Origin of the sequence: Embleya sp. NPDC008237, from assembly GCF_042956465.1 — a bacterium.
In the GTDB taxonomy this organism is placed as follows: Bacteria; Actinomycetota; Actinomycetes; order Streptomycetales; family Streptomycetaceae; genus Embleya.
The window spans coordinates 349,181-370,284 of record NZ_JBIBGL010000010.1 but is presented as its reverse complement, the minus strand read 5'-3'; the positions used below and the strand labels follow the sequence as shown (position 1 = coordinate 370,284).

Annotated in this window: 19 protein-coding genes and 1 pseudogene; 10 read left to right on the top strand and 10 right to left on the bottom strand. The window is 71.4% G+C overall.

The annotated features are described in order from the left end of the window. The first annotated feature begins 69 nt into the window (after positions 1-69). Genes ACFZBU_RS26830 through ACFZBU_RS26820 form a run of 3 tightly spaced genes read left to right on the top strand, consistent with a single transcriptional unit; the run spans position 70 to position 3,292 of the window. Positions 70-999 carry a BadF/BadG/BcrA/BcrD ATPase family protein gene (locus tag ACFZBU_RS26830; RefSeq protein ID WP_391586214.1) on the top strand — a complete coding sequence of 310 codons (930 nt, stop codon included), beginning with the start codon at positions 70-72 and terminating at the stop codon, positions 997-999. A gap of 35 nt (positions 1,000-1,034) precedes the next feature. Beyond that, positions 1,035-2,093, top strand: a complete 1,059-nt coding sequence (locus tag ACFZBU_RS26825; RefSeq protein ID WP_391586213.1) for a sugar phosphate isomerase/epimerase family protein — start codon at positions 1,035-1,037, stop codon at positions 2,091-2,093. Beyond that, positions 2,090-3,292, top strand: coding sequence for a sugar phosphate nucleotidyltransferase (locus ACFZBU_RS26820; protein ID WP_391586212.1), 1,203 nt, complete (start codon positions 2,090-2,092; stop codon positions 3,290-3,292). The genes ACFZBU_RS26825 and ACFZBU_RS26820 overlap by 4 nt, the downstream gene beginning before the upstream one ends. Here the strand turns inward: ACFZBU_RS26820 and ACFZBU_RS26815 are convergent. The 3 genes from ACFZBU_RS26815 to ACFZBU_RS26805 all read right to left on the bottom strand — a co-directional run bounded on the left by ACFZBU_RS26815 (position 3,258) and on the right by ACFZBU_RS26805 (position 5,890). Then, on the bottom strand, positions 3,258-4,151 hold the full coding sequence (locus ACFZBU_RS26815; protein WP_391586211.1) for a carbohydrate kinase family protein: 894 nt from the start codon (positions 4,149-4,151) through the stop codon (positions 3,258-3,260). The two genes, ACFZBU_RS26820 and ACFZBU_RS26815, sit on opposite strands and share 35 nt — an antisense overlap. Then, positions 4,144-5,334: a 3-dehydroquinate synthase gene (aroB, locus tag ACFZBU_RS26810; protein WP_391586210.1), complete on the bottom strand. Its 1,191-nt coding sequence runs from the start codon at positions 5,332-5,334 to the stop codon at positions 4,144-4,146. Before aroB ends, ACFZBU_RS26815 begins: the two co-directional genes overlap by 8 nt. 187 nt (positions 5,335-5,521) lie before the next feature. Then, positions 5,522-5,890 (bottom strand): winged helix-turn-helix transcriptional regulator, encoded by a 369-nt coding sequence (locus tag ACFZBU_RS26805; RefSeq protein ID WP_391586209.1) that lies wholly within the window; start codon positions 5,888-5,890, stop codon positions 5,522-5,524. Between the two features lie 175 nt (positions 5,891-6,065). Between ACFZBU_RS26805 and ACFZBU_RS26800 the strand changes: the two genes are divergently transcribed. From ACFZBU_RS26800 to ACFZBU_RS26790, 3 genes and pseudogenes are all read left to right on the top strand, one after another. Further along, positions 6,066-6,488, top strand: a complete 423-nt coding sequence (locus tag ACFZBU_RS26800) for a YjbQ family protein (protein ID WP_391586208.1) — start codon at positions 6,066-6,068, stop codon at positions 6,486-6,488. Between the two features lie 345 nt (positions 6,489-6,833). Then, positions 6,834-7,610 carry a phytanoyl-CoA dioxygenase family protein gene (locus tag ACFZBU_RS26795; RefSeq protein WP_391586250.1) on the top strand — a complete coding sequence of 259 codons (777 nt, stop codon included), beginning with the start codon at positions 6,834-6,836 and terminating at the stop codon, positions 7,608-7,610. Positions 7,611-7,631: 21 nt separating this feature from the next. Further along, a pseudogene (locus tag ACFZBU_RS26790) lies at positions 7,632-8,213 on the top strand (DUF6309 family protein); the annotation flags it as partial. 87 nt (positions 8,214-8,300) lie between these two features. Here the strand turns inward: ACFZBU_RS26790 and ACFZBU_RS26785 are convergent. After that, positions 8,301-9,047 (bottom strand): SDR family oxidoreductase, encoded by a 747-nt coding sequence (locus tag ACFZBU_RS26785; RefSeq protein WP_391586207.1) that lies wholly within the window; start codon positions 9,045-9,047, stop codon positions 8,301-8,303. Between the two features lie 86 nt (positions 9,048-9,133). Between ACFZBU_RS26785 and ACFZBU_RS26780 the strand changes: the two genes are divergently transcribed. Together ACFZBU_RS26780 and ACFZBU_RS26775 are read left to right on the top strand one after the other, a co-directional pair. Continuing rightward, positions 9,134-10,492: an aspartate aminotransferase family protein gene (locus ACFZBU_RS26780; RefSeq protein WP_391586206.1), complete on the top strand. Its 1,359-nt coding sequence runs from the start codon at positions 9,134-9,136 to the stop codon at positions 10,490-10,492. A 163-nt stretch (positions 10,493-10,655) separates the two neighbouring features. After that, positions 10,656-12,008 (top strand): VWA domain-containing protein, encoded by a 1,353-nt coding sequence (locus ACFZBU_RS26775; RefSeq protein ID WP_391586205.1) that lies wholly within the window; start codon positions 10,656-10,658, stop codon positions 12,006-12,008. 228 nt (positions 12,009-12,236) lie between these two features. Here the strand turns inward: ACFZBU_RS26775 and ACFZBU_RS26770 are convergent, their stop codons facing one another. Both ACFZBU_RS26770 and ACFZBU_RS26765 read right to left on the bottom strand, forming a co-directional pair. Then, the gene (locus ACFZBU_RS26770) at positions 12,237-12,599 is read right to left on the bottom strand and encodes a hypothetical protein (RefSeq protein ID WP_391586204.1); all 363 of its coding nucleotides are present in this window, start codon (positions 12,597-12,599) and stop codon (positions 12,237-12,239) included. Positions 12,600-12,900: 301 nt separating this feature from the next. Then, positions 12,901-13,359, bottom strand: a complete 459-nt coding sequence (locus tag ACFZBU_RS26765) for a RidA family protein (protein WP_391586203.1) — start codon at positions 13,357-13,359, stop codon at positions 12,901-12,903. Positions 13,360-13,463: 104 nt separating this feature from the next. Between ACFZBU_RS26765 and ACFZBU_RS26760 the strand changes: the two genes are divergently transcribed. Together ACFZBU_RS26760 and ACFZBU_RS26755 are read left to right on the top strand one after the other, a co-directional pair. Further along, on the top strand, positions 13,464-14,363 hold the full coding sequence (locus tag ACFZBU_RS26760; RefSeq protein WP_391586202.1) for a LysR family transcriptional regulator: 900 nt from the start codon (positions 13,464-13,466) through the stop codon (positions 14,361-14,363). Positions 14,364-14,466: 103 nt separating this feature from the next. Then, positions 14,467-16,800, top strand: coding sequence for a germacradienol/geosmin synthase (locus ACFZBU_RS26755; protein WP_391586201.1), 2,334 nt, complete (start codon positions 14,467-14,469; stop codon positions 16,798-16,800). Between the two features lie 201 nt (positions 16,801-17,001). On the opposite strand, the gene ACFZBU_RS26750 is transcribed toward ACFZBU_RS26755, so the two are convergent. Genes ACFZBU_RS26750 through ACFZBU_RS26735 form a run of 4 tightly spaced genes read right to left on the bottom strand, consistent with a single transcriptional unit; the run spans position 17,002 to position 21,062 of the window. Continuing rightward, positions 17,002-17,619: an ATP/GTP-binding protein gene (locus ACFZBU_RS26750; RefSeq protein ID WP_391586200.1), complete on the bottom strand. Its 618-nt coding sequence runs from the start codon at positions 17,617-17,619 to the stop codon at positions 17,002-17,004. Beyond that, complete coding sequence (locus ACFZBU_RS26745) at positions 17,600-18,034, bottom strand: DUF742 domain-containing protein (RefSeq protein ID WP_391586199.1); 435 nt, start codon at positions 18,032-18,034, stop codon at positions 17,600-17,602. The genes ACFZBU_RS26750 and ACFZBU_RS26745 overlap by 20 nt, the downstream gene beginning before the upstream one ends. Continuing rightward, positions 18,031-18,489 carry a roadblock/LC7 domain-containing protein gene (locus tag ACFZBU_RS26740; RefSeq protein WP_391586198.1) on the bottom strand — a complete coding sequence of 153 codons (459 nt, stop codon included), beginning with the start codon at positions 18,487-18,489 and terminating at the stop codon, positions 18,031-18,033. The genes ACFZBU_RS26745 and ACFZBU_RS26740 overlap by 4 nt, the downstream gene beginning before the upstream one ends. Beyond that, entirely contained in the window at positions 18,486-21,062 is a 2,577-nt protein-coding gene (locus ACFZBU_RS26735) for a nitrate- and nitrite sensing domain-containing protein (protein ID WP_391586197.1), read from the bottom strand. The genes ACFZBU_RS26740 and ACFZBU_RS26735 overlap by 4 nt, the downstream gene beginning before the upstream one ends. Between the last annotated feature and the right edge of the window lie 42 nt (positions 21,063-21,104).

Here is a 21,104-nt window from a genome sequence, read left to right as displayed (position 1 = left end):
CGGGTAGCGTGACCTGGAGCATTGGATTTCGGCGCATTGCACTTCGACGGACCGGGGAGGCTTTCGACCGTGGGATACCGGGCCGGCAGGTATTGGGCGATCGACGCCGGCGGCACGCGCACCACGGCCATCGTGCTCGACACCATCCGGTACACCCGGGAGTCGGTGAACCCCGCCTCGGCCGGCGCGGCGGCCGAGCAGACGCTCGCGCAACTGTTGTCCGAGATGGCCGCAGACCTGGGCGGCGCGTCGGTCGGCTGGTTCGCGAGCTCGACGATCACCATGGACACCGCGCCCGAGGCGATCGACCGACTGGCCGCGCTCGCGCGCGGGCAGGGCTTCCTGGGCCGGCTCGTGGTCTCCGGCGACGTGCCGCCGCTGCTGTTGACGCCGCCGCTGTCCGGGCGCGGCGTCGTGGTGGTGGCCGGCACCGGCTCGGCCTGCGTGGCGAGTGCCGGGCCGGACGCGGGCCCACCCGTCGTGATCGGCGGGTGCGAGTATCTGGGCAGCGACGAGGGCAGCGCGTACGCGCTCGGCGAGGCGGGCCTGCGGGCCGCCGTGCGCGGGGCGGACGGGCGCGGGCGGCCGACGTCGTTGTTCGCCGCCTCCGGCCCGCGCGAACTCGCGCGCCGACTGGCCGCCGAGCCGTTCCCCAAGGCGGCGGTGGCCGCACTCGCCCCGGAGGTGTGCGCGGCCTGGCAGGCGGGCGACGCGGTGGCGGGCGAGGTGGTGCGAGCCGGCCTGGACGAGTTGATCGCGGGCGTGCGCGCGGCCCGGGACGCGGCCGGGCTGACCGGGACCTGGCGGGCGGTGCTCAACGGCGGCGTATTCCGCGGGTGTCCGCCGTACGCCGCCGAGCTGAGCCGGCGGATCGTCGGCGAACTGGGCGCGGCCGAACCGCCGACCGTGATCGCCGATCCGGTCGCCGCGGTGTATGCCGCGCTGCTGGCGAACGAGGGTTCACCACCCAAGAGTTGGGCACATATCCGCAACCTCTGATGGGCCGGGGCACAGCCGAGCGAGGGGGATCGCCGATGACCGGGCAACCGCACGAACGGGCACCACGAGGGGTCCCGCGACACCGGCAGCCCGGGACGGAATCCGCCGCCGGCCGAACGCACGCACGCGCGGACGAGGCCGGGCCGATCCGGCTCGGGCTGTGTCTGGCCGCACTGGCGCCCATGGGGCTGAGCGGGGCGTTGCGGGTGGCCCGGGATGCGGGGGTGGGCGTGGTGGATCTGCCCGCGGACGCCCACTTCGCGCTGGTGGACCGCGGGCGGCTCACCGATCCCGGGCTGCATCGCGAGGTACGCGAGGAATGCGCGGCGGCCGGGGTCGAGGTGGGCTGTGTGAGCAACAGCCGGGACACCCAATTGGTGCTGGGGCCGCACGGGCCGCACACCGACCCGGTGCTCGTCGGGACGGCCGAGGCCAAGCGGGCGTACGGGCTGCGCGCCGCGCTCGACACGGTACGGCTGGCCGCCGGGCTCGGCGCACCGCTGGCCCGGTTGATGCTGGGGGTGCCCGATCTGGCGCGCTGGTTGTCCTGGTCGGGCAGCGACGCGAGTTGGCAGGACAACGTGGATGCGTGGGCGCTTGCCGCGCGGCCGATCCTGGATCTCGCGGACGCGGTGGGCGTGCGGGTCGTGTTCGAGCCGCACCCCAAGCAGGTCGCGTACGACCCGGCAAGTGCGAGAACACTGCTCTCGGCGGTGAGCGGTGTTCGCCTGTGCCTCGATCCGGCCAACCTCGCCGCCACCGGACACGACCCGGTGGCGGCTGTGCGCGGTTGGGGCGAGCGGCTCGCGGCCGTGCACGCGAAGGACCTCCAGCGCTGGTCCGGCTCCGAATCGCCGCGCGGCGCCGGCTGGTCGCGCTATGGCCCCGGCCCGGCGATCCGCTTCCGCGCACTCGGCGCCGGCGAACTGCCGTGGCCGGCCATCGTGGCCGCGCTGCTCGACGACGACTACCGGGGAGTGATCTACGTGGAACACGAGGACGCCCTACTGCCCACGGAGCAGGGCATCACCACGTCGCTCGTACTGCTGCGCACCCTGATACCCGCCGGACCGGCCCAGGGGCGGACCTGGTGACGCTCGACGGAGTACGCGGCGCGCTGCTCGCGGGCGGCCTGGGCGAGCGCATGGGCCCGCTCACCGCCGACGTGTGCAAACCCCTGGTGCCGTACGCCGCGTCGTGTCGGCTGGTGGACTTCAGCGTGGCCAACGCGATCCGCTCCGGCCTGCCCGAACTGGTCCTGCTCTCCCAGCACCGGGAATCCGACCTGGTCCGGCACCTGGTCACACATTGGGACGAACATCCGGGCACCCGGCTGCACTTCGGCCCACACGACGCACTGGCCCGCAGCGGCCCGGGGGCGATCCTGCCCGCGCGCCCGGCCGAACGCGGCACCGCCGACGCGCTGCTCGCCAACGCGGAGTACCTGTTCGCCCCGGGCGCGAGCGACCTGCTGGTGCAACACGCGGATCACGTCTACGTGTTCGACTATGCGCCGCTGGTCGCCGCGCACCGGGCCGCCGGCGCCGACTGCACGATCGGCGTGCAGCGGATCGAGCGTCGCTACGTGCACCTGTTCGGGATGGTCGAGACCGATTCGGAACTGCGGGTCCGAGCGCTGGTCGAAAAGCCCGCGCGGCCGACGTCGGACCTGGTGTTCACCGCGTTCTGCGTGTTCCGGATCGACGCGCTGCGCGAGGTCCTGGCCGAGTTGGCCGCGCTCGGCGAGGACGGCTGGCAACACGACATCAGCCGCGACGTGCTGCCCGCGATGATCGCCGCGGGGCGCCGGGTGACGGCTTACCGGGTGCCCGACTACTGGGCCGACATCGGCACGGTCGAGCGCTACCGCACCGAGCAACTGCGGCTCGCGGAGCAACCGCACCCGATCGGGTCCGAGGCGCTCCCACGCACCCTGGCGGGCCTGCCGGACGGCTTCCCGCGCTACGTCGACGGGAGTCTGCTGGGCGCCGAGATACCGCCGGGGGCGCACGTCGAGCACAGCGTCGTGCACCCCGGTTGCCGGATCGAGCCGGGCGCGAGCGTACTGCACTCGGTGCTGCTGCCCGGCGCAACGGTCCGCGCGGGATGTACGGTTCGGGACGCCATCGTCACCCCGAGCGGCATTGTCCAGCCGGCCACACCCACCGACCCGCCGCCCCGGCCGGCCTCCGAGGCGCCCTGCGACCCGCCTCCGGAGCCGACCTGCGAGGCACCCGCCGACCGCTCTCCCGCCCCCGTCAGGAGAGCGCACGGTCCAACTCTTTCGCCGTGACGAACGACGTGTGCGTGCCCGCCGTCCGCACGGCGTGCGCGCCCGCGTGGGTGCCGGCGGCGGCGCAGCCCGCCCAGTCGCGGCCGGCCAGGTAGGCGTACAGGAAGCCCGAGACGTAGCTGTCCCCGGCGCCGTTGGTGTCCACCACCTCGTCGACCCGCATGGGCAGCGCCGGTACGTGCCGCATCGGTTGGTCCGCCAGTACCAGGAAGCTGCCCCGGCCGCCCGCCATGGCGACCACGATCTTGGCCCGGCCCCGGGCCAGCACGTCCCGCGCGGCCTCCTCGACCCGGTCGCCGAGCCGGTTCGTGGAGGTGAACACCAGGTCGGCCCCGTACGCGAAGTCCGCCCGGCCGGGGTCCTTCCCGTCCCAGCCGTGCAGGTCGGTCGAGGTGGACACGCCCGCCTCGATCGCCTCGGCCAGCGCGGGCCGGGACCAACCGCCGATCGACACGTGTGCATGTCGGGTGCGGGCGAGCGCGGGGCGGTACAACTCGGGGTCGACGACCAGGTCCGCGGGCAGCCGGCTGTCGTGCAGCGAGAGTCGTTCGCCGTCCGGGCCGACCAGGTTGACGCTGCGCGGGGTACCGCTGGGGTGGGACACGTGCGCGAAGGACAGGCCCTGTTCGGCGTAGTGGGCGAGCACGAAGTCCGCCTCCGGGTCGGCGCCGAGCACGGCCGCGAAGTGGGTGCGCAGACCCAGCGCCCGACAGCCGAGCGCCACCCCGTTGCCGGTGTGCGCGACGTACTGCCGGATCGGCGGGACCTTGAAATCGCTTATCGGCAGCGGCAGTTCCGGCACGCGGACGATGATGTCCACACCGACGCCGCCGACCACGAACACATCCAGCTCAGTCATCGGTGCCTCCGTGGCTGCGGGCGAACGAGACCTCGGCGGCGGGGGAGACCACGAGCGCGGCGTGGATCTCCTCGTCGCTGACGTCGTCGGTGATCACCGTCTCGCCGAGCGCGGTGGGCAGCACGAACCGCAGCCGGCCGTCTCGGATCTTGCGGATCTGGCCGAGCGCCTCGACGGTGGTCGCCGGGTCGAGCCGGGCGGGCAATCCGGCCAGCGTGGTGGGCAATCGCACCCGGTCCAGCAGCCCGGTCACCCGCGCGCACAGGGCCGGGTCGAGCAGCCCGCGTCGTTCGGCGATCCGGGCCGCGCAGGCCATTCCGAACGCGACCGCCTCGCCGTGCAGGACCGGGCCGTAGCCGGTCGCGGTCTCCACCGCGTGGCCGACGGTGTGCCCGAAGTTCAGCGGCCGGCGAAGGTCGCGCTCATAGGGATCACGGGCGATCAACCGGCACTTGAGCACGCTGGAGGCATGCACGAGGGCGGCGGTGGGCACCGGCTCGGCGGCCAGGATGGCCGCATGCCGATGCTCGATCAGCTCGAACAACTCCGGCGAGGCGATGATCCCGGTCTTGATCGCCTCGGCGAGCCCGGCGCGCAGCCCGCGACGGTCCTGGGTGCTCAGATACCCGACGTTGGAGACCACCGCCCTGGGCTGGTAGAACGCGCCGATCAGGTTCTTCGCGGACGGATGGTCGATGGCCACCTTGCCGCCGAGCGCGGCGTCCACGTGGGCGAGCAGCGTCGTGGGCACGTTGATGTAGGGGATGCCGCGCATGTACGCGCTGGCCACCCAGCCGACCGTGTCCATCACCACGCCGCCGCCGACCGCGAGCAGGATGTCGCGGCGGACGAGCGAGGTGCCGGCCAGCCAGTCCAGCAGGGTGCTCGCGGTGGGCAGGCTCTTGCTCGCCTCGCCGGCCGGGAACGAGGTGTGCACCACGTCCAGCCCGGTCGCGGACAGGCGTTCGGCGATCCGGCGCCCGTGCAGCCGGTAGACGGTGTCGTCCGTGATCAGGGCGACGCGCCGACCGTCGATCTCGGTGCACAGCCGCGCGAGCGCGGTGGCCTCGTCGAGGCACACGTGCACCGGGTACGTGTCGAGCCGCCGGGCGGAGGCCATGATCGGATCGACCGGACCGCGTGGCAGCGCCAACTGTTCGGACACTCGGACGTATTCGGTCATATATTCACACCCCGGCGGCTCAACGAAGACGTCGCAGACAATCCGGATATTCGCTGCCGAAATAATTACGGCGAGCGCTACGAAAAGTCAACAAGGACTCACCCAGAGTGCGTCCGCGCGGTTATATCAGACCCCTCGACGCTATTCCCGGCATTCGCCGATGCCGCAAACTTCGCCCGGAAACGGCCTACGCGGCGGGCTGCGCAGGGTTCTGCGCGCCGGCCGTCGCGGGCGCGGTGGCCACGATCTGCTCGACGTTCTCGTGCCCCCACACGCCCAGCGGCAACAGCGCCTCGTTGAGCGAGCGCCCCAGCGGGGTCAGCGAGTAGACCACCTTGGGCGGGACCTCGCGAAACACCTCGCGGTGCACGATTCCCCGGCCCTCCATCTCGCGCAGCTGCTGGATCAGCATCTTCTCGCTGATACCGGGCACCGCCCGGCGCAACTCACCGAAGCGCCGCTCCTGGACATGCAGCGCCCACAGGATCAACGCCTTCCACTTGCCGCCGATGACATCCATGGCGGCATCGAGGCCGCACTGGTAACGCCGAGCCATGCGCGTCTCCCGTTCCTGGCGATCCCTGCCGATCCCCACCGATCCCGAGCCATCCTTACCGACAGGTAGGTACTGCTCCATATTGTCCGTACGCATTCGGCCGAAGGCAAAGGAATCCCCACCGCGACCGTGTCGAGGACGCGGAACCGGGGTGTGACTGCGCGAGCATGGCGGGATGAGTGAGCGTGTCGTGTCGCAGGTTTTCCGGGTCAGCACCGGCCGGCAGGAGCGGGTGTACGACCTGAGCGGTATGTGTGCCGAGTTCCTTCGGGAGGTGGCCGGCGGCCGGGACGGATTGCTCAATGTGTTCGTGCCGCACGCCACCGCGGGCGTGGCGGTGTTGGAGACCGGGGCGGGCAGCGACGACGACCTGCTCGCACTGCTGGCGGATCTGCTGCCGGCCGACGACCGATGGCGGCATCGGCACGGCAGTCCCGGGCACGGGCGCGATCACGTGCTGCCCGCGCTGGTCCCGCCGCACGCGACGCTGCCGGTGATCGGTGGCGAACTCGCGCTGGGTACCTGGCAGTCGGTCACGATGGTGGACACCAACCGGGACAACCCGGACCGGACGGTACGGCTGACCTTCATGGGCTGAACCGGCCGGGGTCTTCCCCGCTCGTATGGGCCGACGCGCCCGGGTGTTCGGCCGTGGGTCGAACGCCCGGGCGCACTCGACGTTTTTCGACGCCCTCGCGCCGTTTTCGGCCACCGGGAGGCCCACCCCCGGCCGCTCCGGCCGCCGGGGAAATGTTCCGGCCAATCTGTCGAATGTGTGCATGGATCTCCTCGGCAATGGATATTTCTTGTATCGGCTCGATCACGTTCCGTTTTCCTGCCGGTCACGTATTTTCCACCCGAGAACTGCGAGGCGGTATTCCGCTTCCACCGGTGGACCGGCTGCCGGGCACCATCGACGCGGGGGAAATTCCATATGCCGAAAATGCCGACCGTGGCGGTCGACGGAAGCCGGATCGACGGATTCGCCGAGTGCGGATACCTGCTGTTACCGGGCTTCCTGCCCGGTGAATTGGTATCCCGGCTCGAAGTCGAGGTGGACCACTGGGTGGACTCCGGACTGCGCGAGCGGTCGATCGCCGCGTGTGTGGATCCGAGCCGGCCGGGTCCGCCCCCGTCGGTCGAGATCGAACTCGCCGCGCACGGCGAACTGGCCACTCACCCGCCCCTGTTGACCCTGCTCAGGGTGCTGATGGGCGCCGACTTCGTGTTCCATCACCTGCACAGCGACCGGCGCCCGGCAGGCGCGGACGGCAAGGCCTGGCATCACGACTACGAACAGACCCCGCAACACGATCGCACGTACACCATGATCCACGCGCTGCACTACCTCGGCGGACTGGACGCCTCCGTCGGCGGATTGGCGGTACTCCCGGGCTCACACCGCGAGGTCGCGGACAAGGACGCGAAGGCGCACCTGGGCAGCGCCGAACTGCCCGGCGAGGTGCTGATCGACGACCTGCCGCCCGGTTCCACGGTGCTCTTGCACTCGGCCCTGTTCCACACCCGCCGGCCGGGTCCGGCGTTCGGCGGCAGGCCGCGCTACATGGTGGACGGCTCGTACGGACAGTGCGGCACCCGCTGGCCGCCGGTGAAACCGTACTGGCGACACGTGCTCGATCGGGCCCGGGAACTGGGCCTCGATCGCGGACACTGGCCCGAACTCTTCGCGGAACACCACTTCACGCACTACCCGGCCTGAGGACCGACGGCCCGTTCCACCGTGCCCCCGCTGTTCGTTCGCCCGTTCGCCTTGCCGCCCGCCCGTCCGCCCGTCCGCTTGTCACCCGAATGGATCCGATTCTTGAAGGTTCTCGAAACCGTGCCCTTCGACGTCGTCTTCGACCGATTCCGGCACGACCACCCGGTCGACGGCGACCATCCGGAGAACAGCAACGCCGAAGGCGAGGAACTGCTGCGTCTCGCGGACGCGTTGCCGGGCGGATGGTTACGGGTCGAACTGGACCGCGCGACGCTGCTCGGCATCATCCTGCCGTGGCACCTGGGCGAGGGCGGCACCTTCGAACTGGTGCCGCCGTGCGGACTGACCCTGGCCGCGACGGTGCGCCGGCTGCGCTCGACCCAAGGGCGGTATACGCACAACAATCCGGTCTGTGCGGAGAAACTCGACTGGCAGCGGGACGCGCCGATGACGCCGCTCTACCTGTGCACCCGCGCGGTCGAGACGGTGGACTACGCGGGCCTGGCGGTGCGCGAGGGGATCGTGCACCTGGACGGGCTGCATCGAATGATCGCCTGGGAACTGCACGGCCGACTGGCGGGTGGGACCCTGGTCGAGGCGTATCTGGCCGGAGCCGGCGGCGAGTTCGGGATCGGGGCGGGGCGCGGGCCCGGGTTCGTGCCTCGCCTCGGCACGGTTGTCGGGCCCGGGTCAGCCGCGGCCGACGTAGGGCATCGCACTGGGGATGACGGTCACCGACTGCACGTTCACGCCGATCGGCAGCGCGGCCATCGCGACCACCATGTCCGCGACGTGTGCGACGTCCATGGTGGGCTCGACCCGCAGCGAACCGTCGGCCTGCCGGACGGCGGGCTGCGGCCGGTCGATCGGCGTGACGTTGCCGATGTCGATCTGCCCGCAGGCGATGTCGTGCGGCCGACCGTCCAGGGCCAGCGACCTGGTCAGGCCGGTGACGGCGTGCTTGGCGGCGGTGAAGGCGATCGAATCCGGGCGCGGGACGTGCGCCGAGGGGGCGCCGTTGTTGATGATCCGGCCGCCGCGCGGCTGTTGCTCCTTCATGATCCGGAACGCGGCCCGCGCACACAGGAATCCGCCGGTGGCGATCGAGTCGAGCACCCGCCGCCAGTCCCCGAGTTCGACGTCCTCGGTGGGTACGTAGGCCATCGTGTCGGCGGCGTTGTTGAAGAGCAGGTCCAGCCGGCCGAACCGCTCCACGACGGCGGCGAACAGTCGGTCGACCGCGTTGGGGTCGGTGATGTCGGTGGGCACCGGCAGGGCGAACCGGGAACGGGCCCCGGCCAGCGCGGCGGTCTCCTCCAGGTTGACCTTGCGCCGGCCGGCCAGACCGACCGACCAGCCCCGGTCGATCAGGGCGAGCGCGCACGCGCGGCCCACGCCGCTGCCCGCGCCGGTGACGACGGCGACCTTCTCGATCATGGGTGACCCCTCGGAATTGGTACGGCCGATCCGTTCGCATTCACCGCGACGGTACGGAGAGAAACCCTGCGTAGTGTCCATGGCGGGTGTCAAGAGCGAAGGTGGCGAATTCCGTGATCTCGGCCGAGTCGACCGAAACCAGTCGGGTCCTTTTCGATCGCGCCCGCCGCTCACTGGCGGGCGGAACGGCTTCTTCCGCACGCTCGACGAGCACCGGTCCCTTTCCCTATCCGCTCTATATCGCGCGCGGTAAGGGCGCGCACATTTGGGATGTGGACGGGAACGAGTATGTCGACTACCTGATTTCGTACGGCTGCGCGGTGATCGGCCATGCGAATCCGGCGATCGGCGCGGCCGTGTCCGACGTCCTGGCGAGCGGCACGATGTTCGGCGCGGGCACCGTTCCGGAGATCGAACTGGCGGAAACCATGCGGTCGATGATCCCGTGCGCCGACCTGGTCCGGTTCGCCAACTCCGGGTCGGAGGCGATCCAGGGCGCGGTCCGGGCCGCGCGCGGCTTCACCGGTCGGGACAAGGTACTCAAGTTCGAGGGCCACTACCACGGATGGGCGGACCCACTGGCGGTCTCGAACCGGCCCACCGCCGCCGAGGCGGGACCGTACGCCCGGCCGCACGCGCACCCGCACTCGCCGGGCGTGCCCGCCGGCGTGGTCGCCGACGTGGTGGTCTGTCCGTGGAACGACGCCGCTGCGCTGCGCGAGATCCTGGACGCGCATCGCGGCGAACTGGCCGCGGTGATCTGCGAGCCGATCGTGGCCAACAACGCGTGCACGATGCCCGTGCCCGGCTATTTGGAGACGCTGCGCGAAGAATGCACCCGGCGCGGGATCGTGTTGATCTTCGACGAGGTGTGCACCGGCTTCCGGACCGGACCGGGCGGCGCACAGGGCCTGTTCGGCGTGCTCCCGGATCTCGCCGTGTACGCGAAGGCGCTGGGCGGCGGGTTGCCGATCGCGGCCTTCGCCGGGCGCCGGGACATCATGGACGAGGTCGGCGCGAATCGGATCAAACACGGTGGGACGTACAACGGTTCGCCGCTGTGTGCGGCCGGCGCGCTGATCACGCTGGGCGAACTCGCCGAGCCGGCGGTGATCGCGCACATCGACGCGGCCGGGAATCGGGTGATGGAGGCGATCCGGCGAGCCGCCAGGGACCACGCGATTCCGTGCGCGGTGCAGGGGGTGGGGGCGATGTTCCAGGTGGTCTTCTCGGCCGACGGCATGGTGCCGCGCAACTACCGGGACCTCGCGGCGAGTGACGACGCGCGCTACGCGCTGTTCCGGCACGCCCTGTTGGAGCGCGGAGTACACGTCAACGCGGTCGGTTCGGCGTGCTGGTTCGTGTCCGCGGCGCTCACCGACGACGACGTCTCGGCCGCGTGCACGGCGGTGGACGCGGCGTTCGTACTGCTTGCCGGGGTGTGAGGGGTCGGCAGCCGGCGTACGGGTGGGCCGGCTTCGGCTGTTCGGGGGTCCGTCGGGGTGTCGTACGCGCGGGTCGCCCACGCGTCGGCCGGGGCCATGACTAGCCTTACGTAACCGTCCTGATCATCGGGACGGCGTCCCCCACACAGGTAAGGATTCGCCGATGGGTTTGAGGAGTCTGCTGCGCAACGTCTTTCGTTCGCGGACGTCCCGCGAGGCGGCGGAGACACCCGAGACGACGGACGTGGCCGCCGCGCCGACCGACCTCGGCGGCGCGCCGACCGAGTCCCCGGTCGTCGCGCCCGAGCCGGTCGCCGGAGCGGAGCCGAAGACACGCGTCGAGACGACGACGCAATTGGAGTCGGTGAGCCCGGAACCGGCGATCGCGCCCGAGCCCGAGCCGGTCGCCGTCGACGAACCGGTCGCCGTCCGCGAGCCGATGGTCGAGCCGGAACCGGTCACCCGTGCGGAACCGGTCGCCATCGAGGAGGCGACCAGCTCCGAGGAGCCGACCGCCCCTGAGAAGCCGACCACCTTCGAGGAGCCGGTCGTTCTCCCGGAGCCGGTCGTCATCCCGGAGTCCCGGGCGGAGTTCGACGCGCCGGGGCCGACGCCGACATCGATTCCCGTACCGGCACAGTCGATCGCGACACCCGCCGAGGTCGAACAGGTCCAGGCCGAGACCGTCGTCGATCCGGCCGCCGCGGAGGCCTCGGCGACCGAGGTCGAGGCCGAGCCGTTCGTGGTCGCCGAGGCCGCGCCGGTTCCGACCACCGTCGCGGTGGTGCCGCCGGCCCGGGCCGAAGAGGTCGCGCCCGGCCTCGGCGCTCGCGTGGAGGCCGCCGCGGCGGCGGTGGCCAAGTGCGGCCTCGCCGGCCGCAGCGTCGCGGTCTACCTCGTCCTGGACCGCTCCGGCTCGATGCGCTCCTACTACAAGGACGGCACCGTCCAGCACCTCGCCGATCAGACGCTCGCGCTGTCCGCGCAACTCGGCGAGGCCGTCGTGCCGTTGGTGTTCTTCTCCACCGACGTCGACGGCGTCGCCGACCTCGACCCCGGCAATCACGTCGGCCGGATCGAGGAACTGCACGGCTCCTACGGGCACATGGGCCGGACCAACTATCACTGGGCGATCGCCAAGGTGGTCGAGCACTACCGCGCGTCCGGCAGCACCGACCCGGCGCTGGTGATCTTCCAGACCGATGGCGCGCCGACCAGCCGCCCCGCCGCCGCGAAGGCGCTGTGCGAGGCCGCCGGGCTGCCGATCTTCTGGCAGTTCATCGGCTTCGGCGACCCGGAGGCCAAGGGTTTCGACTTCCTCCGCAAGCTGGACGAACTCACCGTGCCGGAGCAGCGTGTGGTCGACAACGCGGGCTTCTTCCACGCGGGACACGACCCGAGGCTGCTCACCGACGCGGAACTGTACGACCAACTCCTCCTGGAGTTCCCGGAATGGCTGAACGAGGCGGTCGCGGCGGGCGTCCTGGTGGCGAACCCGGTGGACGCGCTGGTGTAGTCGAAGGCGGGACCACGCCCGACGGTCGGCCGGATGGCCGACCGTCGGGCGTTTTGCCGTTGATCGGGGCGGCGGTCGGTCGTGGGCGTTCGGGACGGGGGAGCAGCAGGCCACGGCGCCGCGGCGCGGACGAGAGCCACCTCCGGGACGCATGCGGAGTCGGCTCGTGCGAGCCCACCGGGACCGCACACGAGGCCGCCGGGTCGGGGCGTCGCCGCACCGGCACCGTCACGCCGGATCCCCGGGCTCCTCCAGCGCGCGTACGGCCCGACCGATGTCCGCCTCCGTCGCGCCCGACAACACCACCTCGACGTCACCGCGCCGGATCACGATGTCGGGTCCGCCCGGGCCCGCCATCGGTGCCCGCGAACGGCGCCAGCCGGCGATCGCCACCACCAGGCCGCCCAGACCGATGCCATTGCTCAGCACGATGTCGACCACATCGAGCGTGGTCCCCATGGCGCCGACCGTGGCGTCCTCGGCGTAACTGGTCGCGGTGCCGCCCGAGACGTCCGGGTCCAGGGCCAACCAGCGTTGCAATGACGCGACTTCGCAGCCCTCGTCGCCGACCACGCGCACCTGCACCAGCACTTGCCGCCACCCTTCGGAGACCGTCGGGGGCCCGCGCGCGGCGGGCCGACCTGCCCGGCCATGATGCCGGCACACCTTCGGCGGCGATTCACGGCCGGTACGGGTCGGCCCGCCGTTCGATGCGGTGACCGGACATCGCCCTCGCGAGCGTTCAGCGACCCGGCGCCGCGGCCGCGCTCCGGTCCCGACCGCGCCGGCCACCGTACGGGGCGTCCGGTTCCGGACCGTCACCTCGTGTCCGGCCGTCGCCGGCGCGTCGGCGGCGGCCGTGCCCATCCGGCCCGGACCGCACCGGCGACTCTCATGCGCCGGCTCCGTTCGGGTCGTGGCTCGTGTCCTCGTTCGTGTCCGCGACCAGCGCGAACGCCTCGACCTCCAGGAGCAGATCGGGGAGGAACAGGGCGCCCACCTGGACCGCCGAACTGGCCGGCGGCCGGGTCGTGTCGACGAACTCGTCGCGAGCCGCGCGCACCGCCGGGAGATGCCCGACGTCGGTGAGGAAGTAGGTCAGCTTGATCACGTCGTCGAAGGTCGCCCCCGCGGCGGCCAGGCAGCGCCGCAGGTTCTCGAACACCTGGCGGGCCTGCGCGCCCGGGTCGCCCTTGCCGACCAGGTTGCCGTCCTCGTCGAAGGCGACCTGCCCGGAGACCGCGACCAGCCGGCCGGTGCCGGTGACCACGTTGGTGTAGCCGTTGCCCGGTCGCACGCCCTCGGGCGCCGGGATGTGGGTCAGGCGATGCGATGTCGTCATGAAGCCCATCCTCACCCGTCCGCCACCCATCCCACCAGCGCATCCTGCGCAGAGGAGCCATGCATGGAGCGCATGGCGCGAACAATCCCGGACAGGCCCTAGAGTCACCGCGCATGGACCTGCTCGCCCTGCGTTCCTTCGTCGAGGTGTGCCGGCACGGCTCGATCAGCGCCGCCGCGCACGCGCTCGGATACACCCAGTCCGCGCTCTCCCGCCAGGTGGCGGGCCTGGAGGCGCGTCTGGGCAGCACACTGCTCGACCGGCACGCGCGCGGCGTGCGCACCACACCCGCCGGCGACCTGCTGCGCGAGCACGCGACCGCGATCCTGGCCCGGGTGGAACGGGCCGAGGAGGAGGTGCGGGCCGCCCGCGATCGGGTCGGTGCCCGGGTCAGGGTGGGTGCGGTGCCCACCGCCGCGGTGTCCCTGCTTCCGGACGCGCTCACCGCGTTCACGGCCGAACTCCCTGGCGTGCGGGTCACCTTCGCCGAGGACTTCTCGCCCGGGCTGGTCCCGCGCCTGCTGGACGGCGAGTTCGACGTGGCCGTGGTCACCGATTACCCGCCGGGCCTGCCCGCGCACGCGGGACTGCGGCTGACCCACGTGCTCGACGACGAACTGCGCGCGGTGCTGCCGCCCGGCCACCGACTGGCCGACCGGGAGGCGCTGGATCTGGCCGAACTCGCCCAGGAGACCTGGGTGGAGGACTACGAGGGCGCCGCCGCGGTGCTCATCGGGGCCTGCGCACGGGCCGGCTTCATGCCGCGGATCGACATCGAGTGTGGCGGTTGGCTGGGCAAACAGGCTTTCGTGGTGGCCGGGTTCGGTGTGATGCTCGCGCCCGGCCTGCTGACCCGGGCACTCCACCCGCAACTGACCCTGCATCGGCTGAGCGAGCCGCCGCGCCGCAGCGTGTACGCGGTCCGCCCGCAACGCCCGGACCCGGCGCACGCGGACGTGGTGGACCGGTTCGTCGCGGCGCTCGTCCGTGTGGCCGCCGAACAAGATCGTTAAGCCTGTCGCGGCCCGTTTCACCAGATCGAGCGAGAACCGACCCGTCGCCCGCTCGCACGGGTTCGGGCGACCTAGCGTGTGCCCTGGCGAAAGGGGCGCACCGATGCCACAACCCTTCGAACTACCGCAGTTCTACGTGCCGTATCCCGCGCGACTGAACCCTCACCTGGAGGGCGCGCGCGAGCATTCCAAGGCCTGGGCCCGCCGGATGCGGATGATCGAGGGCTCGAACATCTGGGACGAGCACGACTTCGACTCGCACGACTACGCGCTGTTGTGCGCGTACACCCATCCCGACTGCACCGGGCCGCAACTGGACCTGGTCACCGACTGGTACGTGTGGGTCTTCTTCTTCGACGACCACTTCCTGGACATCTTCAAGCGCACCCACGACATGGCCGGCGCCAAGGCATACCTGGAACGCCTGCGCGCCTTCATGCCGGTCGACTCCACCGCCGCGATCCCCGCACCGACCAACCAGGTCGAGGAGGGCCTGGCCGACCTGTGGGCGAGGACCGTGCCGAGCATGTCGCGGGACTGGCGGGAGCGGTTCGCCGAGAGCACCCAGGCACTGCTCGAGGAGTCGATGTGGGAACTGGCCAACATCAACGAGGGCCGGATCGCCAACCCCGTCGAATACATCGAGATGCGTCGCAAGGTGGGCGGCGCGCCGTGGTCGGCCAACCTGGTGGAGTACGCGGCGAACGCCGAGGTGCCCGCGGTGATCGCGGCCTCACGTCCGCTGCGCGTGCTCAAGGACACCTTCGCCGACGGCGTGCACCTGCGCAACGACCTGTTCTCGTACCAGCGCGAGGTGGAGAACGAGGGCGAGAACGCGAACGCGATCCTGGTCTTCGAGAAGTTCCTCGGCTGCACCACCCAGGAGGCGGCCGAGGCGGTCAACGAACTGCTCACCTCGCGCCTGCACCAGTTCGAGCACACCACGTTCACCGAACTCCCGCCGCTGTTCCTCGAACACGGCCTGGACCCGCAGTCCTGCATGGACGTGATGGCCTACGTCAAGGGCCTGCAGGACTGGCAGTCCGGCGGACACGAGTGGCACATGCGCTCCAGCCGGTACATGAACGGGGCCGGTGCGGGCGCCGGTTCCGCCGATGGGCCCGCGGTGCCGACGGTGACCGGGGTCCTGGCCGGGCCGCAGGGGATGGGCACCTCGGCCGCGCGGATCCTGCCGGGCCTGGTGGCCGGGCTGCACAACGGGCTGCGCGCGTTCACGCACGTGCCGTTCCAACCGGTCGAGCCCTACGACATCCCGGACTTCTACCTGCCGTTCGCGCCGCGACTGAACCGACACCTGGACACCTCGCGGGAGAACCTGGTCGAGTGGGCGGCCCGGATGGGCATCACCCGCGAGGGCATCTGGGACGAGCGGGCGCTGCGTGCATTCGACCTGCCGCTGTGTGCGGCCGGCATCGCACCGGACGCGACGCTCGACCAACTCGACGTGGCCTCGGGTTGGTTGGCCTGGGGCACCTACGGCGACGACTACTACCCGATCGTGTTCGGCCGCTCGCTCGACCAGGCCGGCGCGAAGGTGTACACCGAGCGGCTCAAGACGTTGATGCCGATCGACGGCGAGCCGACGCCCGTACCGACGGACGCGATCGAGCGCTCGCTGGTGGACCTGTGGACGCGCACCGCCGGGCCGATGCCGCCCGCGTCGCGCCGCAGGTTCCGGCGCACCATCGAGGACATGATGGACAGTTGGCTGTGGGAGCTGGCCAACATGGCGCTCAATCGTATTCCGGACCCGGTCGACTACATCGAGATGCGCCGCCGCACGTTCGGTTCCGACCTGACCAAGAGCCTGTCCCGGCTCTCGCACGGCGAGGTGGTGCCGGACGAGGCGTACCGCTCGCGCGCGGTGCAGGCGATGGAGAACTCGGCCGCGGACTTCGGCTGGATGATCAACGACGTGTTCTCCTACCGCAAGGAGATCGAGGTCGAGGGGGAACTGCACAACCTGCTGCTGGTGGTGCAGAACTTCTTCGGTTGCGACTTCGCCCAATCGCTGGCGATCGTGAACGACCTGATGACCTCCAGGATGCGCGAATTCGAGCGGGTGGTCGCCGTGGAACTTCCGGCGATGTACGACGATTTGGCGTTGGACGCGGCGGCCAGGGCGGCACTGGACGGGTACGCGACGGCGCTCGGTGACTGGAACGCGGCGATCCTGAAGTGGCACCAGGACTGCCTGCGCTACGCGGATCCGAAGCCGCTGGTGCCCTTTCCCTGGCAGCCGGCCGGTGACCGCCTCGCACACGTGCCCGCGGCCCGCGGTGGGCCTGCGGGTGGGTCGGCCGCGCGGGCCGGGGCCGAGCCGCCGACGGTGCCGCGGGTGGGGTACGGGCCGCGTGGGCTCGGCACCTCGGCCGCTCGGTCGGCGGGCGTCCGGGCAGGGGTCCCGGGACGATGACCGGTGGCGAGCGGGCCGACTCGCGGCCCGCTCGCCCCTCACAGCCGGATGGGCCGCGGCCTGCCTGTTCTCAACGCCGGACGGGCTCCAGCCTGCTTGCCCTCGAATGCCGGACGGGCTACAGCCCGTCTGCCCTCACGCACCGGACGGGCTACAGCCCATGTGTCCTCAAACGCCGGACGGGCTACAGCCCATGTGTCCTCAAACGCCGGACGGGCTGAACTCGGCCCGTCCCGCGTTCGCCGGCGACGCTTGCGCCATCAGGTGGTCGACCAGCGCCAGCAGCACGTCCCGTCCCGACGAGCGCACGCGCACATCGCAGGGCAGGATCGGTACGGCCGGGCCGAGGTCGAGGGCGTCGCGGACCTCCTCGACCGTGTACTCCACCGCCGCGTCGAAGCGGTTGATGGCGACGACGAACGGGATGCCCCGGCGCTCGAAGAAGTCGATGCTGCCGAAGCCGGCGTCCAGGCGCCGAGTGTCCACCAGCACGATCGCGCCCAGCGTGCCGATCGCCAGGTCGTCCCACAACGACCAGAACCGCTCCTGACCGGGTGCGCCGAACAGGTACAGGACCAGGTCGTCGGACAGCGTGATCCGACCGAAGTCGAGGGCTACCGTGGTGCGCGACTTGCCCTCGACGCCCGCGATGTCGTCCACGCCCACGCCGACCTCGGTCATCACCTCTTCGGTGTGCAGCGGCGGTACCTCGCTGACCGTGCCGACCAGGGTGGTCTTGCCGACCCCGAACCCGCCCGCGATCAGGATCTTGACCGCCGCCGCATGCTCGGGCAGCCGGTCAGAGCCGAAGGAGACCATCACGTACCTTCTTCAACAGGGCGGGATCGGGGGTTCGGGCCAGAGCCAGCGGGGCGCGCACGGTCACCAGGCCGTCGCGGAGCAGGTCGTCGACGAGCACCTTGGTGATGCTCACCGGGAGATCGATCAGCGCGGCCACCTCGGCGACCGCCTGCGGCTCCCGGCACAGTTCCAGGATCTGTTGATGCTCGGGCTGCCGGCCGCGCCCGTCCCGAGCCTTGCGGCGCGCGGCCGCGGACGGATCGTCCGCGGCCTGGGCGCGGCCCGCGGGCTCGTCCGGCGCGACCGTGGTGACCAGGGTGATCAGGGTCAGATCCGCGTCGCGTACGGCCTTGGTCCGGCCCCGGGTGAGCGTGTAGGGCCGCACCAGCGGGCCGGCGTCCTCGTCCCAGGGCTGCTCCCAGCGGGACGTCATGCCCGACCGCCCGCCGGATCGCCGGCATCACTGCCGCGTGGGCGCGTCCCGAGGTACTCGCCGACCTTCTTCACCAACATGTTCATCTCGAACGCGACCACCCCCACGTCCGCGCTCTGTTCGGCCAGCACGGCCAGATGCGCGCCCTTGCCGGCGGCGGTGAGGAAGAGGAAGGCGTCGTCCATCTCGACCAGCGTCTGGCGCACCGAACCGCCCGCGAAACCACGGCCGATGCTGCGTGCCAGACTCTGCAACCCGGCCGCCGCGGCGGCCAACTGCTCCGCGTCGTCGCGCGGGATGGTCTCGGACCGGCTCATCAGCAGCCCGTCCTCGGACAACACGATCGCGTGCCGGGTCTGATGCACGCGCTTGACCAGGTCGGTCAACAACCAGTCCAGGCGACTGTCGGTTGCGGTGGTGGCCGTGCCGCCGGCGAGATCGTGCGTGTTCGTCATGACGGTTCCCCAGGGTGCGTGGTGCTTCCGGCGGCGGGGTTCGGACCCGGTGCGGGTTCGGTCCCGGTTCCGGGTTCGGTCTCGATCGCGGACTCGTCGCCGGCCGCGTTCGGTTCGGATGCCTCGCGTGCTCGTTGGCTCGCGAACCGGAACGAGGACAAGGTAGCCGCAGCTTCACGCGGAGAGGAGGGCTTCGACCCGGTTCGTGGGTCACTGTCGCTCCCGGTGGCCGGCTCGGCACGCAGCGGCATCGGCAGATTGCGCTGCCGGACCCGACGCGGCAGGGCCCGACGGCCGTCGGCGGTGGTCTCCTCGGCAGCGGCGGCGGGGGTGGGGGTGGGCGCCGCGGGCCGGGCGGGTTCGGGTGCGGCCGGGACCCGATCCAGCGATCGCACGACCGGCTCGGGGTGTTGCCGATCGGGCGAGCCCGACTCGGCGTCGTCCTCGGACGCGTGCGCGGACCCCACCGCCGCGACTCGCGCCGGTTCGGAGGCCGGCTCGGCCGCGGACTGCGAACTCGGCTGCGATTCCGGGTCCGACTCCGCCGCCAGGGCGTGCTCGAACGGCCCCGCGGTTCGGTCCGGTTCACCGGGTGCGCCGGAACTCCGGGTGATCAACTCCTCGGGCAGGAATACGATCGCCAGCGTGCCGCCGTAGGGCGACGGCCGCAGCGTCACCTCCACACCGAGCCGATCGGCGAGTTGGGCGACCACGAACAGGCCCATCCGCACGTCTTCGGCGAGCGCGATCACGTCGAAACTGACCGGGACGGCCAACTGCCGGTTGGCGGCCTCGTACTCGTCGGCCGACATGCCCAGGCCGCGGTCCTCGATCTCGATCGCGAGGCCCTTGGCCACCGACACCGCCCGCACGTGCACGGGCGTGTCCGGCGGCGAGAACGTCGTGGCGTTCTCCACGAGTTCGGCCAGCAGGTGGATCAACCCGCCCACGGCCGGCCCGGACAGTTGCAGGTCGCGGTCGGAATACACCTCGACCCGGTGATAGTCCTCCACCTCGCCGACCGCGCCGCGCACCACGTCGACGATGCGCACCGGGCGACTCCAGCGTCGACCCGGCCGGTTGCCGGTGAGCACCACGAGGTTCTCCTCGTAGCGGCGCAGGCGGGTGGCCAGGTGGTCGATGGTGAACAACTCGCGCAGCAACTCGGGGTCCTGGTGGCGGCGCTCCATCGCGTCCAGCTCACCGATCTGACGGTTCACCAGGGACTGGGTGCGCAACGCCGTGTTGACGAACACCTTCGCAAAACCTTCGCGCTGGCGTGCCAGTTGCACCGCGCCGTCGAGCGCGGCGCGCTGCGTGGTGTTGAACGCCGAGGCCACCTGGCCGATCTCGTCCGGACCCGCCGGAACGTCCGGCGCCTCGACGGCGAGGTCCACCCGCTCGCCGCGCTGCAACCGGTCGATGATCACCGGCAGTCGCCGCGAGCCCAGCTCCACCGTCGCGTCGCGCAGCCGGGACAACCGCAGCCGCACCGAGCGGGTCACCCGCCAGCACAGCAGGGCGCCGATCACCACGAAGCCCAGGCCGATCGCGCTCAGCAGATACACCTGGTTCCAGGTCTCCGAGGTGGCCTCGTCGCCCGCCGCGAAGACCTGATCGACCCGGGCGAAGTCGAAGGCCGAGTTCGGCAGTGCGATCTGGTCGAACGTCTCCCGCCACTTCGCCAGTTCGGCCGGCAGGGCCATCCCGGATCCGGCCGCGGCCCGCTGGTCCCGGGGGGCGTCGACCGCCGCGATGATGGCGTCCTCCATCGCGGCCAGGTCCCGCCAGGCCGGGCTTTCGGTGAGTGCCAGGTAGGTGGGACGCAGCCCGGCGGGCAGGTACGGCTCGACCTCGTCCTCCAGGGTGTGCCGACGCACGCCCACGTTCTGCACGAACGCGGCGAAGTCCGGCTGGGTCAACCGACCGCCGGGCTGCGCGAACGAGACCGTCATGTCCTCCTGCGCCAGTGCCTCACCGGCACGGAACTGGATGACCAGGAACTGGCCCGCGAAGGTGACATCGGTGTCCGAGGTCTCGGCCAGCGCCTGGACCATCGAGATCTGGTTGGCCACCTGCTTCGTGTAGTAGCCCAACCAACGGTCCCGCCCGGTCGCGCCGGTCGTGTCCACCTGGCGGCGGACGTCGGCGAGTTGCGCCAGCTGGGGCGCCACCTCGTGGGCCCGGCGCACCACGTGCCCGGGCGTTTCCCGCGCACCGCTGCCGGCGAAGGCGACGAACAGCCGTACGGCCTCGTCGGTCTTGACCCGCTGCGCGCGCAACGCCTCGGACGTCGCCGGCGACGGCTTGGCCATCCACGCCGCGGTCAGCCGCCGCTCCAGTTGGAGGTTCACCATCGTGTTGTAACTGGGTGTACCGGCCCGCTCGGCCACCGAGACCTCGTTGTCGAGGTTGCTCGCGTGGTCGGCCAGGCGGTAGGTGGCGATGCCCCACAGCGCGACCATGGCCACCGAGGGCACCACGGTCAACAACACCAGCAGGGTTCGGATGGACAGCGTACGACCCGGCCGCGAGCGAGCCGCTCGGGTTCGACCGACCCCGGGGACACGCATCAGTTTTCTCATCGACTCTCCCGCAAGGGCAACCCGGCCCGA

Bases quoted from the DNA above. Each gene is read 5' to 3' on its own strand.
- aroB (WP_391586210.1), bottom strand. From the start codon at position 5,334: ATGACCGAATACGTCCGAGTGTCCGAACAGTTGGCGCTGCCACGCGGT.
- ACFZBU_RS26740 (WP_391586198.1), bottom strand. From the start codon at position 18,489: ATGACGAACACGCACGATCTCGCCGGCGGCACGGCCACCACCGCAACC.
- ACFZBU_RS26755 (WP_391586201.1), top strand. From the start codon at position 14,467: ATGCCACAACCCTTCGAACTACCGCAGTTCTACGTGCCGTATCCCGCG.
- ACFZBU_RS26775 (WP_391586205.1), top strand. From the start codon at position 10,656: ATGGGTTTGAGGAGTCTGCTGCGCAACGTCTTTCGTTCGCGGACGTCC.
- ACFZBU_RS26800 (WP_391586208.1), top strand. From the start codon at position 6,066: ATGAGTGAGCGTGTCGTGTCGCAGGTTTTCCGGGTCAGCACCGGCCGG.
- ACFZBU_RS26765 (WP_391586203.1), bottom strand. From the start codon at position 13,359: ATGGGCTTCATGACGACATCGCATCGCCTGACCCACATCCCGGCGCCC.
- ACFZBU_RS26760 (WP_391586202.1), top strand. From the start codon at position 13,464: ATGGACCTGCTCGCCCTGCGTTCCTTCGTCGAGGTGTGCCGGCACGGC.
- ACFZBU_RS26795 (WP_391586250.1), top strand. From the start codon at position 6,834: ATGCCGACCGTGGCGGTCGACGGAAGCCGGATCGACGGATTCGCCGAG.
- ACFZBU_RS26815 (WP_391586211.1), bottom strand. From the start codon at position 4,151: ATGACTGAGCTGGATGTGTTCGTGGTCGGCGGCGTCGGTGTGGACATC.
- ACFZBU_RS26805 (WP_391586209.1), bottom strand. From the start codon at position 5,890: ATGGCTCGGCGTTACCAGTGCGGCCTCGATGCCGCCATGGATGTCATC.
- ACFZBU_RS26735 (WP_391586197.1), bottom strand. From the start codon at position 21,062: ATGCGTGTCCCCGGGGTCGGTCGAACCCGAGCGGCTCGCTCGCGGCCG.
- ACFZBU_RS26745 (WP_391586199.1), bottom strand. From the start codon at position 18,034: ATGACGTCCCGCTGGGAGCAGCCCTGGGACGAGGACGCCGGCCCGCTG.
- ACFZBU_RS26785 (WP_391586207.1), bottom strand. From the start codon at position 9,047: ATGATCGAGAAGGTCGCCGTCGTCACCGGCGCGGGCAGCGGCGTGGGC.
- ACFZBU_RS26825 (WP_391586213.1), top strand. From the start codon at position 1,035: ATGACCGGGCAACCGCACGAACGGGCACCACGAGGGGTCCCGCGACAC.
- ACFZBU_RS26750 (WP_391586200.1), bottom strand. From the start codon at position 17,619: ATGGTCTCCTTCGGCTCTGACCGGCTGCCCGAGCATGCGGCGGCGGTC.